22 protein-coding genes are annotated in these 20,929 nt (G+C 64.7%); 11 read left to right on the forward strand and 11 right to left on the reverse strand.

The features are described from left to right. From crcB to clpS, 3 genes are read left to right on the forward strand one after another with little or no spacing between them, the layout of a single operon-like run. Complete coding sequence (crcB, locus tag AB7Z56_RS33725; RefSeq protein ID WP_212487035.1) at positions 1-429, forward strand: fluoride efflux transporter CrcB; 429 nt, start codon at positions 1-3, stop codon at positions 427-429. 2 nt (positions 430-431) lie between these two features. Then, the gene (locus tag AB7Z56_RS33730) at positions 432-773 is read left to right on the forward strand and encodes a DUF190 domain-containing protein (protein ID WP_063984922.1); all 342 of its coding nucleotides are present in this window, start codon (positions 432-434) and stop codon (positions 771-773) included. Between the two features lie 41 nt (positions 774-814). Then, positions 815-1,120: an ATP-dependent Clp protease adapter ClpS gene (clpS, locus tag AB7Z56_RS33735; protein WP_014497217.1), complete on the forward strand. Its 306-nt coding sequence runs from the start codon at positions 815-817 to the stop codon at positions 1,118-1,120. Positions 1,121-1,163: 43 nt separating this feature from the next. On the opposite strand, the gene AB7Z56_RS33740 is transcribed toward clpS, so the two are convergent. The 4 genes from AB7Z56_RS33740 to fabI all read right to left on the reverse strand — a co-directional run bounded on the left by AB7Z56_RS33740 (position 1,164) and on the right by fabI (position 5,032). Continuing rightward, positions 1,164-2,354, reverse strand: coding sequence for an adenylate/guanylate cyclase domain-containing protein (locus AB7Z56_RS33740; protein ID WP_063984923.1), 1,191 nt, complete (start codon positions 2,352-2,354; stop codon positions 1,164-1,166). Positions 2,355-2,424: 70 nt separating this feature from the next. Continuing rightward, on the reverse strand, positions 2,425-3,513 hold the full coding sequence (gene aroC, locus AB7Z56_RS33745) for a chorismate synthase (protein WP_063984924.1): 1,089 nt from the start codon (positions 3,511-3,513) through the stop codon (positions 2,425-2,427). 89 nt (positions 3,514-3,602) lie between these two features. Further along, positions 3,603-4,202 (reverse strand): histidine phosphatase family protein, encoded by a 600-nt coding sequence (locus tag AB7Z56_RS33750; protein WP_063984925.1) that lies wholly within the window; start codon positions 4,200-4,202, stop codon positions 3,603-3,605. A gap of 14 nt (positions 4,203-4,216) precedes the next feature. After that, positions 4,217-5,032, reverse strand: a complete 816-nt coding sequence (gene fabI, locus AB7Z56_RS33755; RefSeq protein ID WP_063984926.1) for an enoyl-ACP reductase FabI — start codon at positions 5,030-5,032, stop codon at positions 4,217-4,219. Positions 5,033-5,203: 171 nt separating this feature from the next. On the opposite strand from fabI, the gene AB7Z56_RS33760 reads away from it, so the two are divergent. Together AB7Z56_RS33760 and AB7Z56_RS33765 are read left to right on the forward strand one after the other, a co-directional pair. Beyond that, positions 5,204-5,692 carry a sigma-70 family RNA polymerase sigma factor gene (locus AB7Z56_RS33760; RefSeq protein WP_014497222.1) on the forward strand — a complete coding sequence of 163 codons (489 nt, stop codon included), beginning with the start codon at positions 5,204-5,206 and terminating at the stop codon, positions 5,690-5,692. Between the two features lie 106 nt (positions 5,693-5,798). Next, on the forward strand, positions 5,799-6,569 hold the full coding sequence (locus AB7Z56_RS33765; RefSeq protein WP_014497223.1) for an anti-sigma factor family protein: 771 nt from the start codon (positions 5,799-5,801) through the stop codon (positions 6,567-6,569). A 443-nt stretch (positions 6,570-7,012) separates the two neighbouring features. Here the strand turns inward: AB7Z56_RS33765 and AB7Z56_RS33770 are convergent, their stop codons facing one another. Continuing rightward, the gene (locus AB7Z56_RS33770) at positions 7,013-7,975 is read right to left on the reverse strand and encodes a DnaJ C-terminal domain-containing protein (RefSeq protein WP_441256738.1); all 963 of its coding nucleotides are present in this window, start codon (positions 7,973-7,975) and stop codon (positions 7,013-7,015) included. Between the two features lie 108 nt (positions 7,976-8,083). Continuing rightward, complete coding sequence (locus AB7Z56_RS33775) at positions 8,084-8,491, reverse strand: RT0821/Lpp0805 family surface protein (RefSeq protein ID WP_063984928.1); 408 nt, start codon at positions 8,489-8,491, stop codon at positions 8,084-8,086. 113 nt (positions 8,492-8,604) lie between these two features. Between AB7Z56_RS33775 and pdxH the strand changes: the two genes are divergently transcribed. The 3 genes from pdxH to AB7Z56_RS33790 are packed head-to-tail and all read left to right on the forward strand — an operon-like array spanning position 8,605 to position 10,813. Continuing rightward, positions 8,605-9,246: a pyridoxamine 5'-phosphate oxidase gene (gene pdxH / locus AB7Z56_RS33780; RefSeq protein WP_063984929.1), complete on the forward strand. Its 642-nt coding sequence runs from the start codon at positions 8,605-8,607 to the stop codon at positions 9,244-9,246. A 25-nt stretch (positions 9,247-9,271) separates the two neighbouring features. Next, complete coding sequence (locus AB7Z56_RS33785; RefSeq protein WP_063984930.1) at positions 9,272-10,024, forward strand: SDR family NAD(P)-dependent oxidoreductase; 753 nt, start codon at positions 9,272-9,274, stop codon at positions 10,022-10,024. A gap of 18 nt (positions 10,025-10,042) precedes the next feature. Continuing rightward, entirely contained in the window at positions 10,043-10,813 is a 771-nt protein-coding gene (locus AB7Z56_RS33790) for a class I SAM-dependent methyltransferase (protein WP_231144375.1), read from the forward strand. Between the two features lie 490 nt (positions 10,814-11,303). On the opposite strand, the gene AB7Z56_RS33795 is transcribed toward AB7Z56_RS33790, so the two are convergent. After that, entirely contained in the window at positions 11,304-12,281 is a 978-nt protein-coding gene (locus AB7Z56_RS33795) for a magnesium transporter CorA family protein (protein ID WP_063984932.1), read from the reverse strand. Positions 12,282-12,618: 337 nt separating this feature from the next. On the opposite strand from AB7Z56_RS33795, the gene AB7Z56_RS33800 reads away from it, so the two are divergent. Next, positions 12,619-13,305: a L,D-transpeptidase gene (locus tag AB7Z56_RS33800; RefSeq protein WP_063984933.1), complete on the forward strand. Its 687-nt coding sequence runs from the start codon at positions 12,619-12,621 to the stop codon at positions 13,303-13,305. Positions 13,306-13,341: 36 nt separating this feature from the next. Here AB7Z56_RS33800 and AB7Z56_RS33805 read toward each other — a convergent pair whose 3' ends face one another. Further along, a complete protein-coding gene (locus AB7Z56_RS33805; protein ID WP_063984934.1) occupies positions 13,342-14,439 on the reverse strand; it encodes an extensin family protein in 1,098 nt (365 codons plus the stop codon). A 64-nt stretch (positions 14,440-14,503) separates the two neighbouring features. Between AB7Z56_RS33805 and AB7Z56_RS33810 the strand changes: the two genes are divergently transcribed. Beyond that, positions 14,504-16,132 carry a fatty-acid--CoA ligase gene (locus AB7Z56_RS33810; protein WP_063984935.1) on the forward strand — a complete coding sequence of 543 codons (1,629 nt, stop codon included), beginning with the start codon at positions 14,504-14,506 and terminating at the stop codon, positions 16,130-16,132. A 290-nt stretch (positions 16,133-16,422) separates the two neighbouring features. Further along, positions 16,423-17,277 (forward strand): DUF1499 domain-containing protein, encoded by an 855-nt coding sequence (locus AB7Z56_RS33815; protein WP_063984936.1) that lies wholly within the window; start codon positions 16,423-16,425, stop codon positions 17,275-17,277. Between the two features lie 72 nt (positions 17,278-17,349). On the opposite strand, the gene AB7Z56_RS33820 is transcribed toward AB7Z56_RS33815, so the two are convergent. From AB7Z56_RS33820 to ribB, 3 genes are all read right to left on the reverse strand, one after another. Then, positions 17,350-18,267, reverse strand: coding sequence for an MBL fold metallo-hydrolase (locus AB7Z56_RS33820; protein ID WP_063984937.1), 918 nt, complete (start codon positions 18,265-18,267; stop codon positions 17,350-17,352). A 189-nt stretch (positions 18,268-18,456) separates the two neighbouring features. Beyond that, entirely contained in the window at positions 18,457-19,671 is a 1,215-nt protein-coding gene (locus AB7Z56_RS33825) for an acyl-CoA dehydrogenase (protein WP_028148218.1), read from the reverse strand. 138 nt (positions 19,672-19,809) lie between these two features. Further along, a complete protein-coding gene (gene ribB, locus AB7Z56_RS33830; RefSeq protein ID WP_063984938.1) occupies positions 19,810-20,886 on the reverse strand; it encodes a 3,4-dihydroxy-2-butanone-4-phosphate synthase in 1,077 nt (358 codons plus the stop codon). Between the last annotated feature and the right edge of the window lie 43 nt (positions 20,887-20,929).

A 20,929-nucleotide genomic window follows, 5' to 3' on the forward strand; every position in this document is an offset into this window, starting at 1 on the left:
ATGACCGTTCCCTCCTCCACCGACCGCTGGCGCAGCGCGATGCTCTATGCCTGGGTTTCCTTCGGCAGCGTCCTTGGCGGCCTCGCGCGCTATTTCGTCTCCCTCGTGCTCGACACCGGCCCGGGCTTCCCCGTCGCGACGCTGTTCATCAATGCCACGGGATCGCTCATCATCGGCTTCTACGCAACGCTGACCGGCCCCGACGGCCGCGTGCTGGCGCGGCCCGAGCACCGGCAGTTCGTCATGACCGGGTTTTGCGGCGGCTACACCACCTTCTCGGCCTTCAGCCTGGAGACCTTCCGCCTGTTCCACGGCGGCATGAAATACACGGCACTCGCCTATATCGCGGCATCCGTCATCTGCTGGCTGGTGTCCGTGTGGCTCGGCCATATGATGGCAAGCCGCTACAACCGCTTGACGAGGAGCTGACCATGCAAATCCCCAATCAGGCTGTTTCGCTCCGGATCTTCATCGGCGAGAGCGACCATTTCGGCGGCAAGCCGCTTTACGAAGCGATCGTGATGACGGCGCGCGAGCGGCATCTCGCGGGCGCCACCGTGCTGCGCGGCCCGATGGGGTTTGGCAAGTCGAGCCGGCTGCACACCTCGAAGATCCTGCGGCTGTCGGAAGACCTGCCGCTGCTGATCGAGATCGTCGACAGCGAGGACAGCATCAACGCATTCCTGCCCATCCTGGATGGCATGATGTCGAGCGGCCTGATCACCTTGGAGAAGGTGCAGGTCCTGCAATATGGTGAGAGGACCGCACACTGAGCACCGCGGCTGAACCGAGCCCGCCGTTTCCGGGAGGCGGAATGAACGACACCGTTACCAAGCCTAAAACCAGGACGAAGACCAAGGTCGAGCGGCCCAAGCTGCACAAGGTCATCCTGATCAACGACGACTTCACGCCACGCGAATTCGTCACGATGATCCTCAAGGCCGAGTTCCGCATGACCGAGGATCAGGCCTACAAGGTCATGATCACCGCGCACAAGCTGGGCGCCTGCGTGGTCGCCGTGTTCACCAGGGACGTCGCCGAAACCAAGGCCACCCGCGCCACCGACGCCGGCCGCGCCAAGGGCTATCCGCTGCTGTTCACGACGGAGCCCGAGGAATAGGGCTTCATGTTGCGACGATGAATGATCTTCATCTCATCGCGCATCAGGCCATCACCACCGGCGTCTCTTCGGCGAGCCCGTACACGCGTTGCGCCTTCGAAAACCCTGCGATCGGAAATTCGCCGAGCTCGCGCCAGTCATGGCGGCAGGCGTTCGCGAAGACTTCCGAGACCACGACGGTCCGCCCCAGCCTGCCCGTGATCTTCTCAAGCCTTGCCGCGAGATTGACGGCGGGGCCGATGCAGGTGAAGTCGAGGCGATTGCCGCCGCCGATATTGCCGTAGAGGATGTTGCCGACGTGCAGCGCGACGCCGAAGCGGAAGCGCTCGACGATGTCGCCGACCGGGAAAGCGAGCGCCTCGACGCTGGCGCGGGATTCGCGCGCGGCCTCCAGCACGCGGGTGCAGACATGGGCGGCATCGCCGACATATTCGTCGATCGGGAACACCGCGAGCAGGCCGTCGCCCATGAACTTCAGCACCTCGCCGCCATGGCCCCGGATCGCGGTGACCTGGCAGTCGAAATACTGGTTGAGGATCTCGACCACGGTCTCGGCCGGCAGCCGGTCCGACAGCGCAGTGAAACCGCGCAGATCCGAGAGCCAGATCGCAGCCTGCATGGTGTCGTTGTGGCCGCGTCGGATCTGGCCGCCGAGGATGCGCGCGCCGGCACGGTTGCCGACATAGGTGTCGAGCAGCATCTCGGCGGTGCGGCGCAGGCTGATGATCTCGCTGACGCGCGCGAGCGGTGCCGCAAGGGTCCGGATCGCCGCGATGTCGTCGTCGCTGAAGCCGCCGGGCTGCCGCGTCACCCAGCTCGTCGCGTGGATCGAGCCGTCGAGATAGTGCATCGGCATCGCGAGGTAGTCGGTCACGCCTTCGGCGCGCATGTCGTCGAGGAACGGAAACCGCTTGCTGTCCGGGTCGTCCATCCGTCCCCGGACCTCCAGCCCCTCCTCGAACACGATCCGGAGCGGGCTCCTGGCGAATTCAGGCGTGTCCAGAATCTCGAAATCGACAGTACCAATCTCGACCTTCTGACCTTCCCGCCAAATGAAATTGCGGCCGAAGATTTCCGGATGCAGCGTTCGGATGAAGATACCGAACCGCGACAGCGGCAGGCCGGCCGCGACCAGATGCTCGCAGACCTCGGCGATCATCTCGGAAGGGGTCCCAGACGACCTCGCACCGTCGATCAGCCAGTTGGTGATGCGCTGGATCTCGGAGTTTTGCATGACCGCATTTGCGGACGAAGTTGTGGGGACGTCAAGCTGCGCGGTGGGCTAGTACCGCGACACGAATGCTCTAGCGGCCGACCTGCCCGCGATCCCGAATGAAGTGATCGGCGAGCACGCAGGCCATCATGGCCTCGCCGACGGGCACGGCGCGGATGCCGACACAGGGGTCGTGGCGGCCCTTGGTCATGATCTCGGTGTCGGCGCCCTTGCGATCGACAGTGAGGCGCGGCTGGAGGATCGACGAGGTCGGCTTCACCGCGAAGCGGACCACCACCGGCTGTCCGGTGGAGATGCCGCCCAGAACGCCGCCGGCATGGTTGGAGAGGAAGCGCGTGCCATCATTGCCTGTGCGCATCTCGTCGGCGTTCTCTTCGCCGGTGAGCTCGGCCGCGCCAAAGCCGGCACCGATCTCGACGCCCTTCACGGCGTTGATGGTCATCATCGCACCCGCGAGATCAGAATCGAGTTTTGCGTAGATCGGGGCACCTAAGCCTGCCGGCACGCCTTCGGCGACGACCTCGATCACCGCGCCGATCGACGAGCCGCTCTTGCGGATGCCGTCGAGATAGGTCTCGAAGAAGGCGGCCTTGTCCTTGTCCGGACAGAAGAACGGATTTTTGGCAATCTCGTCCCAGTCCCATTTGTCGCGGTCGATCTTGTGCGGGCCGATTTGCACCAGCGCGCCGCGGACCTTGACGTCGGGCAGCACTTTTCGCGCGATCGCACCGGCGGCAACGCGCATCGCGGTCTCGCGCGCCGAGGAGCGGCCGCCGCCACGATAGTCGCGCAGGCCGTATTTGGCCTCATAGGTGAAGTCGGCATGTCCGGGACGAAACTTGTCCTTGATCTCGGAATAGTCCTTCGAGCGCTGGTCGGTGTTCTCGATCAGGAGCCCGATCGGGGTGCCCGTCGTCACCTGCACGCCGGTCTCCGGATGCGCCATCACGCCGGACAGGATTTTCACCTGGTCCGGCTCCTGGCGCTGGGTGGTGAAGCGCGATTGGCCGGGCCGACGGCGGTCGAGATCCTGCTGGATATCGGCCTCGGTGAGCGGGATCATGGGCGGACAGCCGTCGACCACGCAGCCGATCGCCACCCCATGGCTCTCGCCGAAGGTGGTGACGCGGAACATGTGGCCGAAGGTGTTGAAGGACATCGCTGCTCGCTGGGTCGGTTCGGGCGTGTGGTAACGCGCGGGGGGCCGGGGGTCAAACCCATAGCCACCGTGGATGACGGCGAACCGACCTAACTAAACTTCTCAAGCCGCCCGTCGCGGAAGACGTAGACGGCGCCCTGCTCGATATAGAGCTCGGCGGCGCTGGCCGGCGTCTCAAGGCCGAGCGAAACCATCAGGGCCCGGCAAGTCCCGCCGTGGGCGACGGCGACGGTGTCGGTCCGGAGCTCGTTGTACCAGGCCCGCACGCGGACCTGCACATCGGCGTAGGTCTCCCCGTCCGCGGGGCCGACCGTCCATTTGTCGGCGAGGCGCCTGGCATAGACGTCCGGATCGGCCGCCTCGCTCTCGGCCAGCGTCAGCCCTTCCCAGCTGCCGTAGCCGATCTCGCGCAGGCGATCGTCGAGCGCGTAGTCCGCCGGCGGCAGTTCGAGCTTGCCGCGCGCGAGTTCCATGGTCTGGCGTGCACGCCCGAGCGGGCTCGACACGTAGGGTAACGCCGCCTTGTCCTTGCCGTCGCGCTTGAAGAGATCCGCCAGCACGCCGCCGGCCTGCACGGCCTGACCGCGTCCACGCGCGTTCAGCGGAACGTCCTTGGTGCCCTGAAGCCTCCCGAGCGCATTCCACTCGGTCTCACCGTGGCGAAGGTAATAGATCGTGGGCACCGGCATTCCAGATTTATAAGCTAGTCCTTGCCGCCGAACGAGATGTCCGGCGCGTCCGGGCGCTTCATGCCGAGCACGTGATAGCCGGAATCGACGTGATGCACCTCGCCGGTGACGCCGCGCGCGAGGTCGGAGAGGAAATACAGCGCGCTGCCGCCGACGTCTTCGATCGAGACGTTGCGCCGCATCGGCGCGTTGTTCTCGTTCCACTTCAGGATATAGCGGAAGTCGCCGATGCCGGATGCCGCGAGCGTCTTGATCGGGCCGGCCGAGATCGCGTTGACGCGGATGTTCTTCTCGCCGAGATCGGCGGCGAGATAGCGCACGCTGGCCTCCAGCGCGGCTTTCGCCACGCCCATCACGTTGTAGTGCGGCATCCACTTCTCGGCGCCGTAATAGCTGAGCGTGATGAGCGAGCCGCCATCGCTCATCAGCTTCTCGGCGCGCTGCGCCACGGCCGTGAACGAGTAGCAGGAGATCAGCATCGACTTGGAGAAATTCTCCGGCGTGGTGTCGACGTAGCGGCCGTCGAGCTGCTCGCCATAGGCGATCGCATGCACCAGGAAGTCGATCTTGCCCCACTTCTCCTTCAGCACTGCGAAGGCGGCGTCGATGGTCGCGGCATCGGTGACGTCGCAATGGCCGAGCACGAGGCCGCCGATCTCGGCAGCGAGCGGCTCGACGCGCTTCTTGAGCGCATCGCCCTGATAGGTGAAGGCGAGCTCGGCGCCGGCTGCGTGGCATGCCTTGGCGATGCCCCAGGCGATCGAGCGGTTGTTGGCAAGGCCGAGGATGACCCCGCGCTTGCCCTGCATCAGACCTGAATTCTGCGCCATTTGCTAACGTCCCGTCGAGCTCTCGTTGAGGTCTGGAGGTACACCAGCCCTCCTTCGCGGTACAGTCCTAATACGCGGCGTTAACGCTGTTTCAAGCGCCGGAATAGCCGTTCCGTTCGGGTGTTATGATGATTGAGGCGCTCGCGCCGGACAGCAGGACGTCAAGACGGCATGAGTGCGTTTCGCCAGAGTGTGGAAGCCATGATCCCGGCGTTGCGCCGCTACGCCCGCGCGCTCACGCGCGATGCGGATGCGGCCGACGACCTGGTGCAGGATACGCTGGTGCGGGCGCTGCGTTCGGAGCGCCTGTTCCTCGGAGGCGATGTCAGGAGCTGGCTCTATACGATCCTAACCAACCTCAACAAGAACCGGCGGCGCTCGCTGGCAAGGCGCCCGCAATTCACGCAGCTGACGGAGAACAATCCGGATGCCAGCGGGACCGAGGCCGAAGGGCGCGACATCGAGAAGGCGCTGGCGACGCTGGTCGAGGAGCAGCGCTCGGTGCTTCTGCTGGTGATGCTGGAGGGCATGAGCTACCGCGAGGTCGCCGACATCCAGGGCGTGCCGATCGGCACCGTGATGTCGCGCCTGGCGCGAGCGAGAGCCCACGTTAAAGCCTCGCTGGAAGGTGAGCGCCCGGCGCTCAAGCGGGTGAAGTGATGGCAGTGTTGATGCATCGCGCAGGTCGCTTCGCCTGCATGGCGCGGGAAGCAGCGCAGTTGAACTGCGAAAGACATTTTGGGCCGCAGAGCCAGAGACGATCGATATGAACGACCATAATATTCCCATTACCGAAGACGAGCTGCACGCCTATGTCGACGGCGAGCTGCCGGCCGAGCGCCGCGCCGACGTCGAGGCCTGGCTTGCCGCACACCCTGACGATGCCGGACGCGTGCAGTCCTGGCGCGCCATGGCCGAGATGCTTCACGCGCGTTACGACTCTGTCGTCCAGGAGCCGGTGCCGGCCCGGCTGGAGCTCGAGCGGCTGGAGCGCCGTCCCCGGCAATGGCTCTATGGCGCCGCGGCGGCTGTGCTGGTCGCCTTCGTGGCCGGCGGCACCGCCGGTTGGGTGGCGCATGGCGCGGCCAACGCCCCCTCGACCTTCCAGAGCTTTACAGCGGACGCGCTCGACGCCCACCGCCTCTATGTCGTCGAGGTTCGCCACCCCGTCGAGGTCGGCGGCAACGAGCGCGACCATCTCCAAGCCTGGCTGACCAGGCGTTGCGGCTGGACCGTGTTCGCGCCGAACCTGGAGGCGAGCGGGCTGAAGCTCGTCGGCGGCCGGCTCTTGCCGGGGCCGAACGGTCCGGCGTCGTTCCTGATGTATGAGGGCGCCTCGGGCGAGCGGTACACGATCTACACCGCCAAGACCGAGACCGGCGCGACTCAGATGCGCTACGCCAAAGCCGACAAGGACGGCGCACTGTTCTGGGCCGAGCGCGGCGTCGGCTACGTCGTCAGCGGCGGCAGCGATCGCGATCGCCTGACCAAGGTCGCGCAGGCGGTCTACGACCAGGCCGAGAAAAACGGTACCTGAGCAACCGCTTGAAGGCGGTGCCTCGATTCCGACATTGAAAATTTGGAATCAAGACATGGGTGCGTCTCATTATCGCACCGGATGCTCACGAGAAAATGAGTAGCGTTCGATCCGCCGATCGACGCGGGCGGCCTCGATTGGGGTTTTTGGTACCGCGCTGGTCCCCCTCTCGAGGCCGCACCTATTATCGACTGCCCCGCCGGACAGCCGACACGTCGAACCACATGAGCCGAGAGGCGCTCTCACGCCTCAGGCATATGACGAGCATCATCTGTTGAGAGATGCTCTGGTCCTTTGGGAGACCCCCCTTCAGTTGCGATCTCGCCCTAAAGCGCGATGGCTCGCGCTTTAGCAATTTTCTTTGCGCATGATCTTTTCGGAAAACGGCTGAACGCCGCATGAACGCCTCGCTCTCACGCGGCCCTCCGGGTCCGGATCATGCTTTAGCCACGCCCGCTACGTGGATTGTAGGGGTGTTGGTCCCGCCACTTCTCCATCAATGCCTCAAGCTCGGCGTCGTTCCCGTCCGGTAGCATAATCCTGATGGTGACGAAGAGATCCCCGGTTCCGCCAGTTTTTGGCAATCCCTTGCCCTTGAGGCGGAAGGTCCGGCCGCTGGAGGTGTTTTTCGGGACCGACAGTTCCACGGCATTGCCGAGGGTCGGCACGCGGACCTTGCCGCCGAGCACCGCCTCGTAGAGCGTGACCGGCAGGTCGATCCTGAGGTCGGCACCCTCGATCTTGAAGAACGGGTGCGGCGCGATGCTGATCGTGATCAGGAGATCGCCCGGCGGATGGCCCTGGGCGCTCTCGCCCTGCCCTCGCAACCGGATCTGCTGGCCCTCGGTGACGCCGGCCGGAATCTTGACGTTGAGCTCCTTGCCCGTCGGCAACCGGACGCGCTTCTCGCCACCCTTGACCGATTCTTCCAGCGAGACGCTCATCGCGACATTGACGTCGAGATCGAGGCCGATCCCTCCGGTGTCGAATTCGAACTGCCCGGCGCCGCCGGCCCCGGGCCGCGCACCACGCGTCCCGCCGAACATGCTGTTGAGGATGTCCTCGAACGCGCCGCCGCCCTGACCAGGGCCCGCGCCGCCGCTGCGGAACGTATAGCTTTCGAACCCGCCGGGACCCGCACGGCCGCGCGGCCCGCCGCCGCCCGGAAAACCCTGGAAGCGCGGCTTGCCGTCGGCGTCGATCTCGCCGCGGTCGAACTGCTTGCGCTTGTCCTCGTCGCCGATGATCTCGTTCGCCGAATTGATCTCGGAGAAGCGCTCGGCGGCCTTGGGGTCATCCTTGTTGCTGTCGGGATGGTGCTTCTTGGCAAGCTTGCGATAGGCGCTCTTGATCGCGGCAGCGTTGGCGCTCCGCGGCACCCCCAAGACCTCATAGGGGTCGCGCATCCGTCACGTCTCCTTCAAGAAATCGAATTGTTCAAAGGGCTCCCCGCCCCATCTGCTCGTCATGTGGGAGGCGAGTGGCATTTTTGCAACTAGCCGCAGAGCCGATTCCTAGCTCCGCCACGGCTTTAGCGTATGAATCTCCCAACGGCCACGGCTGCTTTGGCAGCCGGCGCCCTGGAGCCAGCTTTCGGTGCTGCCATTGACGTAGCTCGCCAGGAAGTCCCGGCACTTGCGGCCGTCCTCGGCAGCGTAGGACTGCGCGATCGGCGTCACCGAACCACGCGCACCGGTTTCCGGATTCTCCCAGTGCTGGCTGGAATCCTTGTCGCCCTTGCTCAGCACGTCGGAGGCGGCGTTACGGGCGAAGGCAAGATCGGTGTCGGTCGGCGGGGCGTCCTTTGCCGCCCGCGCGATCGAGCCGGTCAGGTCACTGTCGTCGGCCTTGGCGTAGGCGCTGGTGTCGTTGCGGGAAAAGCTGCAGCCGCCGGAGCCGAGCCCGATCAGAATCATTGTCATGACAAAGCCGGACGGCCGGATCGCCGATAGGCCAACGCGTCCCCATGCCCTATATAGGGCGGTAGCGGACAACAACGCGTTTTGGGCCGCTGGACGCAATTCGGACTCCGGACATGACCGACACGACCTCGATGAAACACCAGACACCCTTAACATCCGGTGATTTCACCGCCGCCGACGAGCCATTTGCGCTGTTCGAGGCCTGGCTGAACGAGGCGATCAAGACTGAGCCGAACGATCCGAACGCCATGGCGCTCGCAACCGTCGACCCCGACGGGCTGCCAGACGTCCGCATGGTGCTGATGAAGGGCTTCGATGCCGACGGTTTCGTCTTCTACAGCCACATCGCGAGCCAGAAGGGCCGCGAACTCGCCGCAAATCCTAAGGCGGCGTTACTTTTTCACTGGAAGTCACTGCGCCGTCAGGTCCGCATCCGCGGCAACGTGACGCCGGTGACCGACGCCGAGGCCGACGCTTACTTCGCCACCCGTCCCAAGCAGGCGCAGATCGGCGCCTGGGCGAGCAAGCAGTCCGAGGCGCTGGAAAGCCGCTTCGCCTTCGAACAAGCCATCGCCAAAGTCGCGGCCAAGCACATCATCGGCGAGGTGCCGCGGCCGCCGGGCTGGAGCGGCTGGCGCATCACGCCCTCGCGTATCGAGTTCTGGCACGACCGCCCGTTCCGCCTGCACGACCGTATCGAATTTCGCCGTGACGCGGCCGGCCAGCCATGGTCCAAGACGCGGATGTATCCCTGAGCTTAGGCCGACCTGAAAGATGTCCATGCCGCATTCGTCCAATGCGCCGCGCCGCACGCTGCTCCTGACCGGAGCGAGCCGCGGCATCGGCCACGCCACAGTGATCCGCTTCTCGTCGGCGGGCTGGCGCGTCATCACCTGCTCGCGGCATCCCTTCCCCGAGGACTGTCCGTGGGACGCCGGCCCCGAGGATCACATCCAGGTCGACCTCGGCAACCCCCTGGACACCGCGCGCGCGATCACCGACATCCGCAACCGGCTCGAAGGCGGCATGCTGCATGCGCTCGTCAACAACGCCGCGATCTCGCCGAAGGGGCCGGGTGGCTCGCGGCTTGGCTCGGTCGACACCGACCTCGACACCTGGACGCACGTCTTCCACGTCAATTTCTTTGCGCCGATCATGATCGCGCGGGGATTGATCGAGGAGTTGAAGGCGGCCAGGGGCTCGGTCGTGAACGTCACCTCGATCGCGGGCTCGCGCGTGCATCCCTTTGCGGGCGCCGCCTATGCCACATCGAAAGCTGCGCTTGCATCCCTGACGCGCGAAATGGCCTCCGATTTCGGCCGCGTCGGCGTCCGCGTCAACGCGATCGCGCCGGGCGAGATCGACACCTCGATCCTGTCGCCGGGCACCGAGAAGATCGTCGACCAGCAGATCCCGATGCACCGGCTCGGCACGCCCGACGAGGTCGCCAAGATCATCTACGTGCTGTGCACGGACACCAGCTCTTACGTCAACGGCGCCGAGATCCACATCAACGGCGGCCAGCACGTGTAAAGGCCACGCAGGCGAAGCATGGGCCGGTTCGCGAGCACTGCGTCACTCTACGAGCATTTGCGGCCGCCCTACCCGAGCGAATTCTTTCGCAGCGTCGCGCACAAGCTTGGTCTCACCAAACAGAGCAGCCTGATAGACCTCGGCACCGGACCCGGACTCTTGGCGCTCGGCTTCGGCCCCTATGTCGGCCGCGTTGTCGGCGTCGATCCCGAGCCCGAGATGATCGAGGCGGCGCGACGCGCCGCAGCGGGCGCAGGGCGGAATATCACGCTGATCGAAGGCAAGGCCGAAACGCTGGCTCCCGACATCGGCAGCTTCGATGTCGTGACGATCGGGCGCGCCCTGCATTGGATGGATCGCGACCTGACGCTTGCACTGCTCGACCGGCTCGTCGCGCACGACGGCGCAATTGCCATCTGCGCCTCATTCTCGGCCACCGACGGCCGCAACCCGTGGCTTGACGGCTACAATGAAGCGCGCCGCCGATGGTCACCGGCCAAGCTGTGGGAGGAGGCCGGTCGGGGCACGCGGACTCACCGCGACCTCCCAGCATTCTTTCGCGGCAGTTCGTTTCAGCCCGCTGAACTCGTCTCAATCGAGACCAGCCATCTGGTCGGCCTGCACGACCTGGCGAAACGCACCCTCACCTACTCGTCGTCATCGCCGGAAGCGCTTGGCGAAAATGCCGACGCGATGCTGCGCGATGTCGGGCAGCATCTCGCTCCCTTCAGTCGCGACGGTGCTATCGCCGAGACCGTCGTCTCGACGGCCCAGATCGTGAAGCGCTAGATGATTTTCCCGCTCGAAGCGCGGGAAGCAAGGCGATCCAGACAACGCCGCCGCAGGACCTGGATCGCCTTTACCCTTCCGTTCCTCAATCGACTCGAATCCGACGCGACCGATCGCGCAGCCGCGGAGCGGCCGTGCTGAACGCAGTCGAGCAGTCGTCGTCGTTCTCACCGTCGAGCAGCGGAGCACCACAGTGCCGGCACATGCGCGCCGACATCGACGACGCCTTGCCGCTCGCCAGGACCTGACGGTAATTCGCCAGATCGATGACGTTGCGGGGCGACGTTATGTGTTTTTCAACCATGGCTGTTCCTCGCGGCTAACATGCTGCTTATCGCAGACAAGTTTCGCGCAAACGTTCAGCCCACTGCTCAAATTTTACCGGAGGAATTGGGGCGGCGGGCACACATCACGGCGCGGCCTCAATCCCGCTCTATTCTGCGACACCAACCATCGTGTCTCGTTGAACAGCGTAAGGTCTCGGTAGGTATCAAAGCCACTTCTTCCACTTGAAGAGCCAGTACGGGACGATCGCGGCGGCGAGCATCATCACCAGCGCCATCGGATAGCCGTGGACCCATTCGAGTTCCGGCATCGCCTTGAAATTCATGCCGTAGATCGAGGCGATCAGCGTCGGCGGCATCAGGACAACGGCCATGACCGAAAACAGCTTGATGATGTTGTTCTGCTCGAGATTGACGACGCCGAGCATGGCGTCGAGCACGAAGGTGATCTTGCTGGAGAGATAAGAGGCGTGGTCGGTCAGCGAGGCGACGTCGCGCTGCATGGTCTTGAGCTGCTCGCGCATGTCCTTCGACCATTTCACGCCCTCCACCACCGCGGAGAGGAAGGTGACGACGCGGCCGATCGACACCAGGCTTTCGCGAACCTTCGAGGTCAGGTCGCCCTTGCGGCCGATCGAGATCAGGATCTGGGAATATTGCTTGGCGTGGCCGTGGCGCTCGCTCTCGGGCTCGAAGATGTCGTGCGAGACCTGGTCGATCTCCGCGCCGCAGCGCTCCAGGATGTCGGCGCAGCGGTCGATCACGGCGTCCAGCAGTTCCATCAGCACCATCTCGCCGGTGATCGCGGGCGTGCAGGAACGGGCCAGCTTGGCCTCGACCAGCGCAAACGGCTTGGGCTGGTCGTAGCGCACCGTCACCAGGCGATGGTCGCCGAGAATGAAGGTCACAGCCGTGGTCCGGGGCATGTCGGTGTCGGACTGGCACATCAGCGTTGCCGTCATGTAGCGGGCGCTGTTCTCGATATAGAGGCGGCTGGAGATCTCGATCTCCTGCATGTCCTCCCGGGTCGGGATCGCAATACCGGAGAGCCGCTCCACCGCCTTGTCCTCAGCCGCGGTCGGGTTGACCAGGTCGATCCACACCGCATGCTCTGGAACCGCCGCGAGGTCTTCGACAACCGCTTTCTTGAGGGAGGAGTCGGTGGGAACGAACACAGAAAACATGCACAACTCCAGCAGGGGCCTGCGACAGACTGACAGCCCTTAGCGCGATTCTGACAAGTTCATGATGACAAGCACATTAACGGAGCGTTTGCATTTGTGGCGGCGCCGTGGCCCAACCGTGGCACGGAATCGACAGTCGGGCGTGCTTTGCCTAAAAACCAGCACAGGAGCGCAAAACTTGCGGCAAAAAAGCCACAGCTCGGCTCTTGCAGCGCGGGAAAAGGTCCGAAACGCTGGAATTGTGGCAGATTTCAACGATAATAGGGCCCAACGGAGTCGTGGTTTGGGCGCGTCTCAAGCCCCGCGAAAGCTAGTTGTTGTCGATTGGAACCAAATCATGTCGTCGCTGAAAGTTATGCTGGGTATTTTGGCCGCTGGCCTGATGCTGTCGGGCTGCATGCAGGCCACACATTTTGAAGCGACCGACACCAAGGCCTTCAAGCCGAAGGACAAGGAACTCCTCGCCAAGGTCCGGTACGAGAACACCCCGGTCGCCGAGCCGTTCCGCCGCGCCATCGTCGATTACCACCGCAAGGAATCGCCGGGCTCGATCGTGGTCGATTCCGACAACCATTACCTCTACTGGGTGATGGATGGCGGCAAGGCGATCCGCTACGGCATTACCGTCGGCGAAGAAGCCATGGCATGGTCGGGCATTGCCAAGGTTGGCAGCATGACCGAGTGGCCGGCCTGGCATCCAACCCCGGGCGAGATTTCGCGACTGGGCGTGCCGACCTACGTTGCACCGGGTCCGGACAATCCGATGGGCTCCCGCGCGATGTATCTCTACTCCGGCGGCAAGGACACGCTGTTCCGCATTCACGGCACCAACCAGCCGGAATATATCGGCGCCTCGATCTCGTCGGGCTGCATCCGCCTGACCAACGAGGATGCCATCGACCTCTATGGCCGCGTCAAGGTCGGCACCATCGTCGTGGTGCTCGAGCCGAAGCATGGCGACTCGCCCTACAATTCGCGCCTCGCGCTCGGCGGCAGCCAGACGGGCCAGGCGGGCAGCTACTGATCGCTTCCTGCTCTCGGACATTCAAAAGCGCCGGTTTTACCGGCGCTTTTTTGTTGCCGGCTTGTGCGGCTCGGCTTTGGTGCCATCGGCGGCCGACTTGTCCGCCGGCGCAGGGGATTTCTGCGCCGGCTCGTCATCAGCTCCGTCCTTGGCTCCATCCTTGGCCTCAGGCCTGGCCGCGACCTCGCGCGGCGGCGCCTCCTCGGGCCGTCCCGCCGGCAGCAACGGGGCGACCTGCGGCAGGGGATCCCAGACGTTCCACTGACAAATCCGGTAGTCGTTGCGCCGTTGCGCCAGGTCGAGATGGATGTGGTCCTCGTGATACCAGTCCGAGCCCGGACCGAGCACGGTGGAAAAGCGCGCGCAGACTGAATGCAGCACGCGCTCGCGCACATCGCGCGGCATGCCGCGGTCGGTCAGGCCGATCGACCGCCCGTTGGCGAGCTTGATGGCGCGGACGTCGAGCGCGTTGGCCTTGCCGTGTTCGGACAGCATCGCGCCGGCGACGCGGTTACGGCCTCGGCATTCGAAGCTGTCGAAATTGTCGAGATCGCTGATGGTCGAGCCGAGGCTCGCCGCCAGCGGCACCATGTCCTTGCGCACCCAATCGGCGATCGCGGACGCCATGGTGCAGCGGAGGATCGCCGCCGGCTTGACCGCCACCTTGCGCTTGTCCGGCAGCACGATCGCCTCCAGGCGCACCAGATCCTCGCCGCCGCAGGCGCCGGGGCCGCGAATATCGGGAATGGACGGCGCGACTGCGATCTCCTCGGTCAAGGCGAGCCGGCAGGCCGAGAGTTGCTTCTCGGGCGGCGGCGCGGCCTCGGCGGGCTTGGTCGCGCTCGGCTTGTCTGCGGAAGGCTTCCCCTCTGCCTCCGGCGCGGCCTCGTCCGTTGCTTGGGGGGCCTCCTCCGGACGGGGCTTTGGTAGCGGTATCCTGGCGGAGTGCACCTTCGTACGTGGCCGTGGTGTCCCGAGGCCAAAGATATCCAGCGGCGCAGCATATTTTCGTGCTTCTGCCCGCTCCGCCAGCACAAGCGACAGCCCGAGCGCAGCGGTAACCATTGCCGCGCCTGCGGACATATAGCCGCGACAAGACCATTTGCGGCGAAAGTCCGGCAGGCTAAAACTCATGACAATTCTTTGGCCCAGCGCTGAGAGCTATAAAAAGTCCAGCCCACCTCGGAGGAATGTCTGAATGCTTGGTTTGATGCAAGATTGGCCCCTGCTCTGCCACCGGATCATCGAACACGCCGCCAAGATTCATGGCAAGCAGGAGGTCGTTACGCGATCGGTCGAGGGACCGATCCATCGCACCACCTACGGCGAAATCCACAAGCGGGCGCTCAAGGTCTCGCAGGTGCTGGAGCGAGACGGCATCAAGCTCGGTGACCGGGTCGCAACGATCGCCTGGAACACCTGGCGCCATCTCGAGGTCTGGTACGGCATCATGGGGATCGGCGCCATCTGCCATACCGTCAATCCCCGCCTTTTCCCCGAGCAGATCGCCTGGATCATCAACCATGCGCAGGACCGCATCGTGATGACCGACCTCACCTTCGTTCCGGTCCTGGAGAAGATCGCCGACAAGCTGCCAAGCGTCGAACGCTACGTCGTGCTCACCGACAAGGCGCATTTGCCTGAGACCACGCTGAAGAATGTGGTCGCCTACGAGGACTGGATCGCGGAGGCCGACGGCAAATTCGAATGGAAGGACTTTGACGAGAACACGGCCGCCGCGATGTGCTACACATCCGGCACCACGGGCGATCCGAAGGGTGTTCTGTATTCGCATCGCTCCAACGTGCTGCACGCGCTGATGGCAAACAATGTCGATGCGCTCGGCACCAGCGCGTCCGAGACAATGCTGCCGGTGGTGCCGCTGTTCCATGCCAATAGCTGGGGCATCGCCTTCTCGGCCCCCTCGCAAGGCACCAAGCTGGTCATGCCCGGCGCCAAGCTCGACGGCGCCTCCGTCTACGAGCTGCTCTCGACCGAGAAGGTGACGCACACGGCGGGCGTGCCCACGGTGTGGCTGATGCTGCTGCAGCACATGGCCGCCAACAATCTGAAGCTGCCGGCTCTGAAGATGGTGATCTGCGGCGGCTCGGCGATGCCGCGCTCGATGATCAAGGCCTTCCTCGACATGGGCTCGAACGTGCGCCACGCCTGGGGCATGACCGAGATGAGCCCGATCGGCAGCGTCGCGGCGCTGAAGCCGCCGTTCCAGAATGCGACCGGTGAGGCGCGGCTCGACGTGCTGCAGATGCAGGGCTATGCGCCCTTTGCGGTGGAGATGAAGATCACCGACGATGCCGGCAAGGAGCTGCCCTGGGACGGCAAGACCTTCGGCCGTCTCAAGGTCTCCGGCCCCGCCGTCGCCAAGGCCTATTACCGCGTCGACAGCAACATCCTCGACGAGGAGGGCTTCTTCGACACCGGTGACGTCGCGACCATCGACGAGGCCGGCTACATGCGGATCACCGACCGCTCCAAGGACGTGATCAAGTCCGGCGGCGAGTGGATCTCCTCGATCGACCTCGAAAACCTCGCGGTCGGCCATCCCGCCGTGGCGGAGGCCGCCGTGATCGGCATCTATCATCCCAAATGGGACGAGCGGCCGCTGCTGATCGTGCAGCTCAAGCAGGGCCAGCAGGCCAGCCGCGAGGACATCCTGAAGTTCATGGACGGCAAGATCGCCAAATGGTGGATGCCTGACGACGTCGCCTTCGTCGAAGGCATTCCGCACACCGCGACCGGCAAGATCCTGAAGACCGCACTACGCGACCAGTTCAAGGATTACCGTTTCCCGAACGCGGCGGCGTAACCCTCGGTACCACCCTCCCCTGGAGGGCGTGAGCGCTCGACGCATTGAAGCCCCACAACGTCATGGCCGGGCTTGTCCCGGCCATCCACGCCTTGCCCCGCGGCACGGAGAACGTGGATGCCCGGGCATAGGCGAGCGGAAGCGACGCCGTCCTTCGGACGGCTATGCCCGGGCATGACGGTCTGGGCGCATGCGGAACCCTTGAATTTGCCTCCGGGCCGTGGTCTCAACGGCCCATCGTCGCGCCAAATCGGCCGACATCGCCCAAACCCCCGGCAGAGCTTCACCCTATGGCCCGCAGGTTTTCCGCTCCCTATCAGTCGGAGCCCGTGTCCAGCCTCGCGAGTTGGGCGCGCAATCTGGCCGTGTTCGCGGTGGTGGCGGTGGTGGTCTCGATCATCATCGTCCGCTTCGACTTCCTGGAGATGAGGCCGGCGCTGATGACGTTCTTCGGCGGGCTCGCGATCGCCGGCCTCTCGATCCTGTTTGGGCTCGCGGGCTTTGCCGCGATCTGGCAGAACGGCTCGCGCGGCATGGGGCGCATCCTGCTCGCCTTCCTCATCAACGGCGCGATCCTCGCTTATCCCGCTTATCTCGCCCTGCAATACCGCAAGCTGCCCCCGATCTACGACATCACGACCAACCCGATCGACCCGCCGCGCTTCGACGCGCTCGCGCATCTGCGCACCGGCGATGGCACCAACACCGCGGTCTATGCCGGCCTCTATTCGGCCGAGCAGCAGCGCCAGTTCTACCCGGACATCGAGCCGATCGAGCTGGAGATCCCCGTCGATCGGGCCTATGCGATCGCGCGCCAGCTCGTCATCAAGCGCAAATGGCTCGTCATCGACGAGCGCGAGCCGCAGCCGCCGCGCCGTATCGGTCGCATCGAGGCGGTGGCACGGACGCCGATCATGGGGTTCCGCGAGGACATCTCGATCCGGGTCGTGCCCGACGGTGACGATTCCCGCGTCGATATCCGCTCGGCGTCGCGCTATTTCGACAGTGATCTCGGCAGCAACGCCGCGCGCGTCAAAAAATTCATCGACGATCTCAACACCGCCGCCGACGCCGACGCGCTGAAACCGGTGAAGAAGACGCCGGTCGCGCCGCCGAAGGCACCGGCGAAGACGGTGAAGAAATGAGATCGGCGAATGGGGAGTAGCAAATAGCGAGTGGAAAGCACCTATTCGCTGCTCCCTATTCGCCATTCGCCCCTAAGCCATTCGATACGTTCCACCGATCACGGGATCGCCGTCCGTCGTCACCACGCCGCGCGCGACCAGATCTTCCAGATGCGCCAGGACCGAATAGCCGGCGGCCGTCGTCAGCCTGGGATCGATACCGATATAGATCGCGCGCACCATGGTCGGGATATCGGCCTCGCCCTTGGCTAGGCGATGCAGGATCGAGGCCTCGCGCGCCTTGCGGTGGCGGATCAGGAAGCGCACGAAGCGCTGGCCGTCCGGGATCTCCGGGCCGTGGCCTGAGAAATACAGATCCTCCTCGCGCCCGGCGAGGCGGTCGAGCGACTCCATGTAGTCGATCATCGAGCCGTCGGGCGGCGCCACGATCGAGGTCGACCAGCCCATCACGTGATCGCCGACGAAGTTGAATTTCCGTTCGGGCCAGGCGAAGGCGAGATGATTGGCGGTGTGGCCGGGCGTCGCCACGGCCTCCAGACGCCAGCCGTCGCCTTCGACGACGTCGCCATGGGCGATCCTGATATCGGGCGCGAAATCGCGGTCGGCGCCGGACTCCGGATTGTGCTTCTCGCTCTCGAAGCGCGGTCGCGAGGCACGGTGCGGGCCCTCGGCATAGACAGGCGCGCCGGTCGCCTGCTTGATCCGTGCCGTGTTCGGCGAATGGTCGCGATGGGTGTGGGTGACGAAGATATGGCTCACCGTCTCGCCGCGCACGGCATCGAGCAGCGCCGCCGCATGCGCCTCATCGTCCGGGCCGGGATCGATGATCGCGACGTTGCCTTGGCCTACGATGTAGCTGACCGTGCCGGTGAAGGTGAACGGGCTCGGATTGTTACAGAGCACGCGCCGCACGCCGGGACGGACTTCCTCGACGACACCGGCTTTGAGCGGAAAGTTGCGGTTGAACGGGATGTCGTCGTTGTCGGACATGGGACTTCCTGTGCACTGCAGCCCCAACCCTCACCGTCATACCCCGCGAAAGCGGGTATCCAGTACGCCGCGGCGCCTGAGGCGAAGGCGAGGTCTCTGGGATACTGGATCGCCCGCTCTAGTGCGCAATTGCGCACAGGGCGGGCGATGACAGCGGAGCAAACTAGCCGCGGCCGAAGAACGCTGCGACTAGAAAAACGCCTGGATGCCCGTGATCGCACGTCCCAGGATCAGGGCGTGGACGTCGTGAGTCCCCTCGTACGTGTTGACGGTCTCGAGGTTATGGACGTGGCGCATCACGTGGTACTCGGCCGAGATGCCGTTGCCACCGTGCATGTCTCGCGCGACGCGGGCGATATCGAGGGCCTTGCCGCAATTGTTGCGCTTCATGATCGAGATCATCTCGGGGGCAAACTTGCCCTCGTCCATCAGACGGCCGACGCGAAGCGAACCCTGGAGGCCCAGCGCGATCTCGGTTTCCATGTCCGCCAGCTTCTTCTGCACGAGCTGGGTCGCGGCGAGCGGCTTGCCGAACTGCTTGCGATCGAGCGTGTACTGGCGGGCGCGGTGCATACAGTCCTCGGCGGCGCCGAGCGCACCCCAGGAGATACCGTAGCGGGCGCGGTTGAGGCAGCCGAACGGGCCCTTGAGGCCGGACACGTTGGGCAGCAGCGCGTCCTCGGGAACCACGACGCCATCCATCACGACCTCACCGGTGATCGAGGCGCGCAGGGACAGCTTGCCGCCGATCTTCGGCGCGGAGAGGCCCTTCATGCCCTTTTCCAGCACGAAGCCGCGGATCTGGTTGTCGTGCTCGGCCGACTTGGCCCAGACCACGAACACGTCGGCGATCGGCGCGTTCGAGATCCACATCTTGCTGCCGGTCAGGCGATAGCCATCCGAGACCTTCTCGGCGCGGGTCTTCATGCCGGCCGGATCGGAGCCGGCGTCGGGCTCGGTGAGACCGAAGCAGCCGACCCATTCGCCGCTGGCGAGCTTCGGCAGGTACTTCTTGCGCTGGTTCTCGTCGCCATAGGCGTAGATCGGGTACATCACCAGCGAGGACTGCACCGAGTTCATCGAGCGATAGCCGGAATCGACCCGCTCGATCTCGCGCGCGACGAGGCCGTAGGCGACGTAGCTCGCATTGGCACAGCCATATTCCTCAGGCAGCGTAATGCCGATCAGGCCGAGCTCGCCCATCTCGTTGAAGATCTCGCGGTCGGTCTTCTCCTCGAGATACGCCTTGGTGACGCGCGGCAGCAGCTTGTCCTGGGCATAGGCGCGCGCGGTGTCGCGCACCATGCGCTCGTCTTCGGTAAGCTGCTCGTCGAGCAGGAACGGATCGTCCCATTGGAAAGAAGCCGCAGCCGGCTTGTCCTTGGTCTGAGGGCGCACGCTCATGAAACGTCCTTTCGTCTGGTTCCGTCAAAATTTGCCCGACAAAGTAAAGCGCCGCGGCAACAAGTGCAATTGCGTTGCAGATGGATGGCTCTGCGTGAACCCCGGGGATGCGCAACGCGCGCCCCCGGAATGACAGCGCTAGCTTTCAAGCTGCTCGTTGGCGACGATCTCGATGCCGAAGCCTGACAGGCCCTTGTAGTCGTGCACCGAAGAGGTGAGGTGGCGGATCGAGGTGACGCCGAGGTCGCGCAGGATCTGCGCGCCGACACCGACCTCGCGCCACTGGCGGTTGCGGTCCGCCTCGCTCGCGCTCTCATCGGGCAGCGGAGCAACGGGGACACCGGCGGCGCCGTCACGCAGGTAAACCAAGACGCCACGGCCGGACTTCTTGAAGTGCTCGAGCACCGCCGCCATGCGCTTGTGGCCGGTGAAGATGTCCTTGACAATGTTGGGCTTGTGGAAGCGCGTCAGCACGTTCTTGCCGTCGCCGACGCCGTTATAGACGAACGCGACGTGGGCGATGGAATCGAACGGCGAGCGGTAGGCATAGCCCTGAAGCGGCCCGATCGGGCTGTCGGTGACGAAGGTCGAGACCCGCTCGATCAGCTTCTCGCGCACCTGGCGGTAGGCGATCATGTCGGCGATGGTGACATGCTTGAGCTTGTGCCTGGCGGCGAACTGCGCAACCTGCTCGCCCTTCATCACGCTGCCGTCGTCGTTCATCAGCTCGCTGATGACACCGACCGGCGGCAGGCCGGAGAGCTTGCACAGATCGACCGCGGCCTCGGTATGGCCGGAGCGCAAGAGCACGCCGCCGTCCTTGGCAATCAGCGGGAAGATGTGGCCCGGGCGGGCAAAATCGTTGGCGCCGACATTGGGATTGGACAGCGCGCGGCAGCACGAGGCGCGCTCTTCGGCCGAGATGCCGGTGCCGCCGTCGGGCTTGTAGTCGATCGAGACCGTGAATGCGGTGGTGTGCGCGGAATCGTTGTGGGCCACCATCGGATCGAGCCGGAGGCGGCGCGCGTCCTCGGTGGTCACCGGCGCGCAGACGATGCCGGAGGTATGGCGGATGATGAACGCCATCTTCTCGGCGGTGCAGAGCGAGGCGGCGACGATCAGATCGCCCTCGCCCTCGCGGTCCTCGTCGTCGGTGACGACCACGAGCTCACCCCGGGCAAAGGCCTGCAAGACTTCCTGAACGTTATCGGGCATTTCCCAATCTCTATCGGTTATGGCCGGGAGGCTTAGCCGGACG

The sequence above is a fragment of the Bradyrhizobium sp. 482_C4_N1_8 genome (assembly GCF_052075965.1).
Lineage (GTDB): Bacteria > Pseudomonadota > Alphaproteobacteria > Rhizobiales > Xanthobacteraceae > Bradyrhizobium > Bradyrhizobium barranii.

Excerpts from the sequence above, each read along its gene's own strand:
- crcB (WP_212487035.1), top strand. The coding sequence starts at position 1 with ATGACCGTTCCCTCCTCCACCGACCGCTGGCGCAGCGCGATGCTCTAT.
- AB7Z56_RS33730 (WP_063984922.1), top strand. The coding sequence starts at position 432 with ATGCAAATCCCCAATCAGGCTGTTTCGCTCCGGATCTTCATCGGCGAG.
- clpS (WP_014497217.1), top strand. The coding sequence starts at position 815 with ATGAACGACACCGTTACCAAGCCTAAAACCAGGACGAAGACCAAGGTC.
- AB7Z56_RS33740 (WP_063984923.1), bottom strand. The coding sequence starts at position 2,354 with ATGCAAAACTCCGAGATCCAGCGCATCACCAACTGGCTGATCGACGGT.
- aroC (WP_063984924.1), bottom strand. The coding sequence starts at position 3,513 with ATGTCCTTCAACACCTTCGGCCACATGTTCCGCGTCACCACCTTCGGC.
- AB7Z56_RS33750 (WP_063984925.1), bottom strand. The coding sequence starts at position 4,202 with ATGCCGGTGCCCACGATCTATTACCTTCGCCACGGTGAGACCGAGTGG.
- fabI (WP_063984926.1), bottom strand. The coding sequence starts at position 5,032 with ATGGCGCAGAATTCAGGTCTGATGCAGGGCAAGCGCGGGGTCATCCTC.
- AB7Z56_RS33760 (WP_014497222.1), top strand. The coding sequence starts at position 5,204 with ATGAGTGCGTTTCGCCAGAGTGTGGAAGCCATGATCCCGGCGTTGCGC.
- AB7Z56_RS33765 (WP_014497223.1), top strand. The coding sequence starts at position 5,799 with ATGAACGACCATAATATTCCCATTACCGAAGACGAGCTGCACGCCTAT.
- AB7Z56_RS33770 (WP_441256738.1), bottom strand. The coding sequence starts at position 7,975 with ATGCGCGACCCCTATGAGGTCTTGGGGGTGCCGCGGAGCGCCAACGCT.
- AB7Z56_RS33775 (WP_063984928.1), bottom strand. The coding sequence starts at position 8,491 with ATGACAATGATTCTGATCGGGCTCGGCTCCGGCGGCTGCAGCTTTTCC.
- pdxH (WP_063984929.1), top strand. The coding sequence starts at position 8,605 with ATGACCGACACGACCTCGATGAAACACCAGACACCCTTAACATCCGGT.
- AB7Z56_RS33785 (WP_063984930.1), top strand. The coding sequence starts at position 9,272 with ATGCCGCATTCGTCCAATGCGCCGCGCCGCACGCTGCTCCTGACCGGA.
- AB7Z56_RS33790 (WP_231144375.1), top strand. The coding sequence starts at position 10,043 with ATGGGCCGGTTCGCGAGCACTGCGTCACTCTACGAGCATTTGCGGCCG.
- AB7Z56_RS33795 (WP_063984932.1), bottom strand. The coding sequence starts at position 12,281 with ATGTTTTCTGTGTTCGTTCCCACCGACTCCTCCCTCAAGAAAGCGGTT.
- AB7Z56_RS33800 (WP_063984933.1), top strand. The coding sequence starts at position 12,619 with ATGTCGTCGCTGAAAGTTATGCTGGGTATTTTGGCCGCTGGCCTGATG.
- AB7Z56_RS33805 (WP_063984934.1), bottom strand. The coding sequence starts at position 14,439 with ATGAGTTTTAGCCTGCCGGACTTTCGCCGCAAATGGTCTTGTCGCGGC.
- AB7Z56_RS33810 (WP_063984935.1), top strand. The coding sequence starts at position 14,504 with ATGCTTGGTTTGATGCAAGATTGGCCCCTGCTCTGCCACCGGATCATC.
- AB7Z56_RS33815 (WP_063984936.1), top strand. The coding sequence starts at position 16,423 with ATGGCCCGCAGGTTTTCCGCTCCCTATCAGTCGGAGCCCGTGTCCAGC.
- AB7Z56_RS33820 (WP_063984937.1), bottom strand. The coding sequence starts at position 18,267 with ATGTCCGACAACGACGACATCCCGTTCAACCGCAACTTTCCGCTCAAA.
- AB7Z56_RS33825 (WP_028148218.1), bottom strand. The coding sequence starts at position 19,671 with ATGAGCGTGCGCCCTCAGACCAAGGACAAGCCGGCTGCGGCTTCTTTC.
- ribB (WP_063984938.1), bottom strand. The coding sequence starts at position 20,886 with ATGCCCGATAACGTTCAGGAAGTCTTGCAGGCCTTTGCCCGGGGTGAG.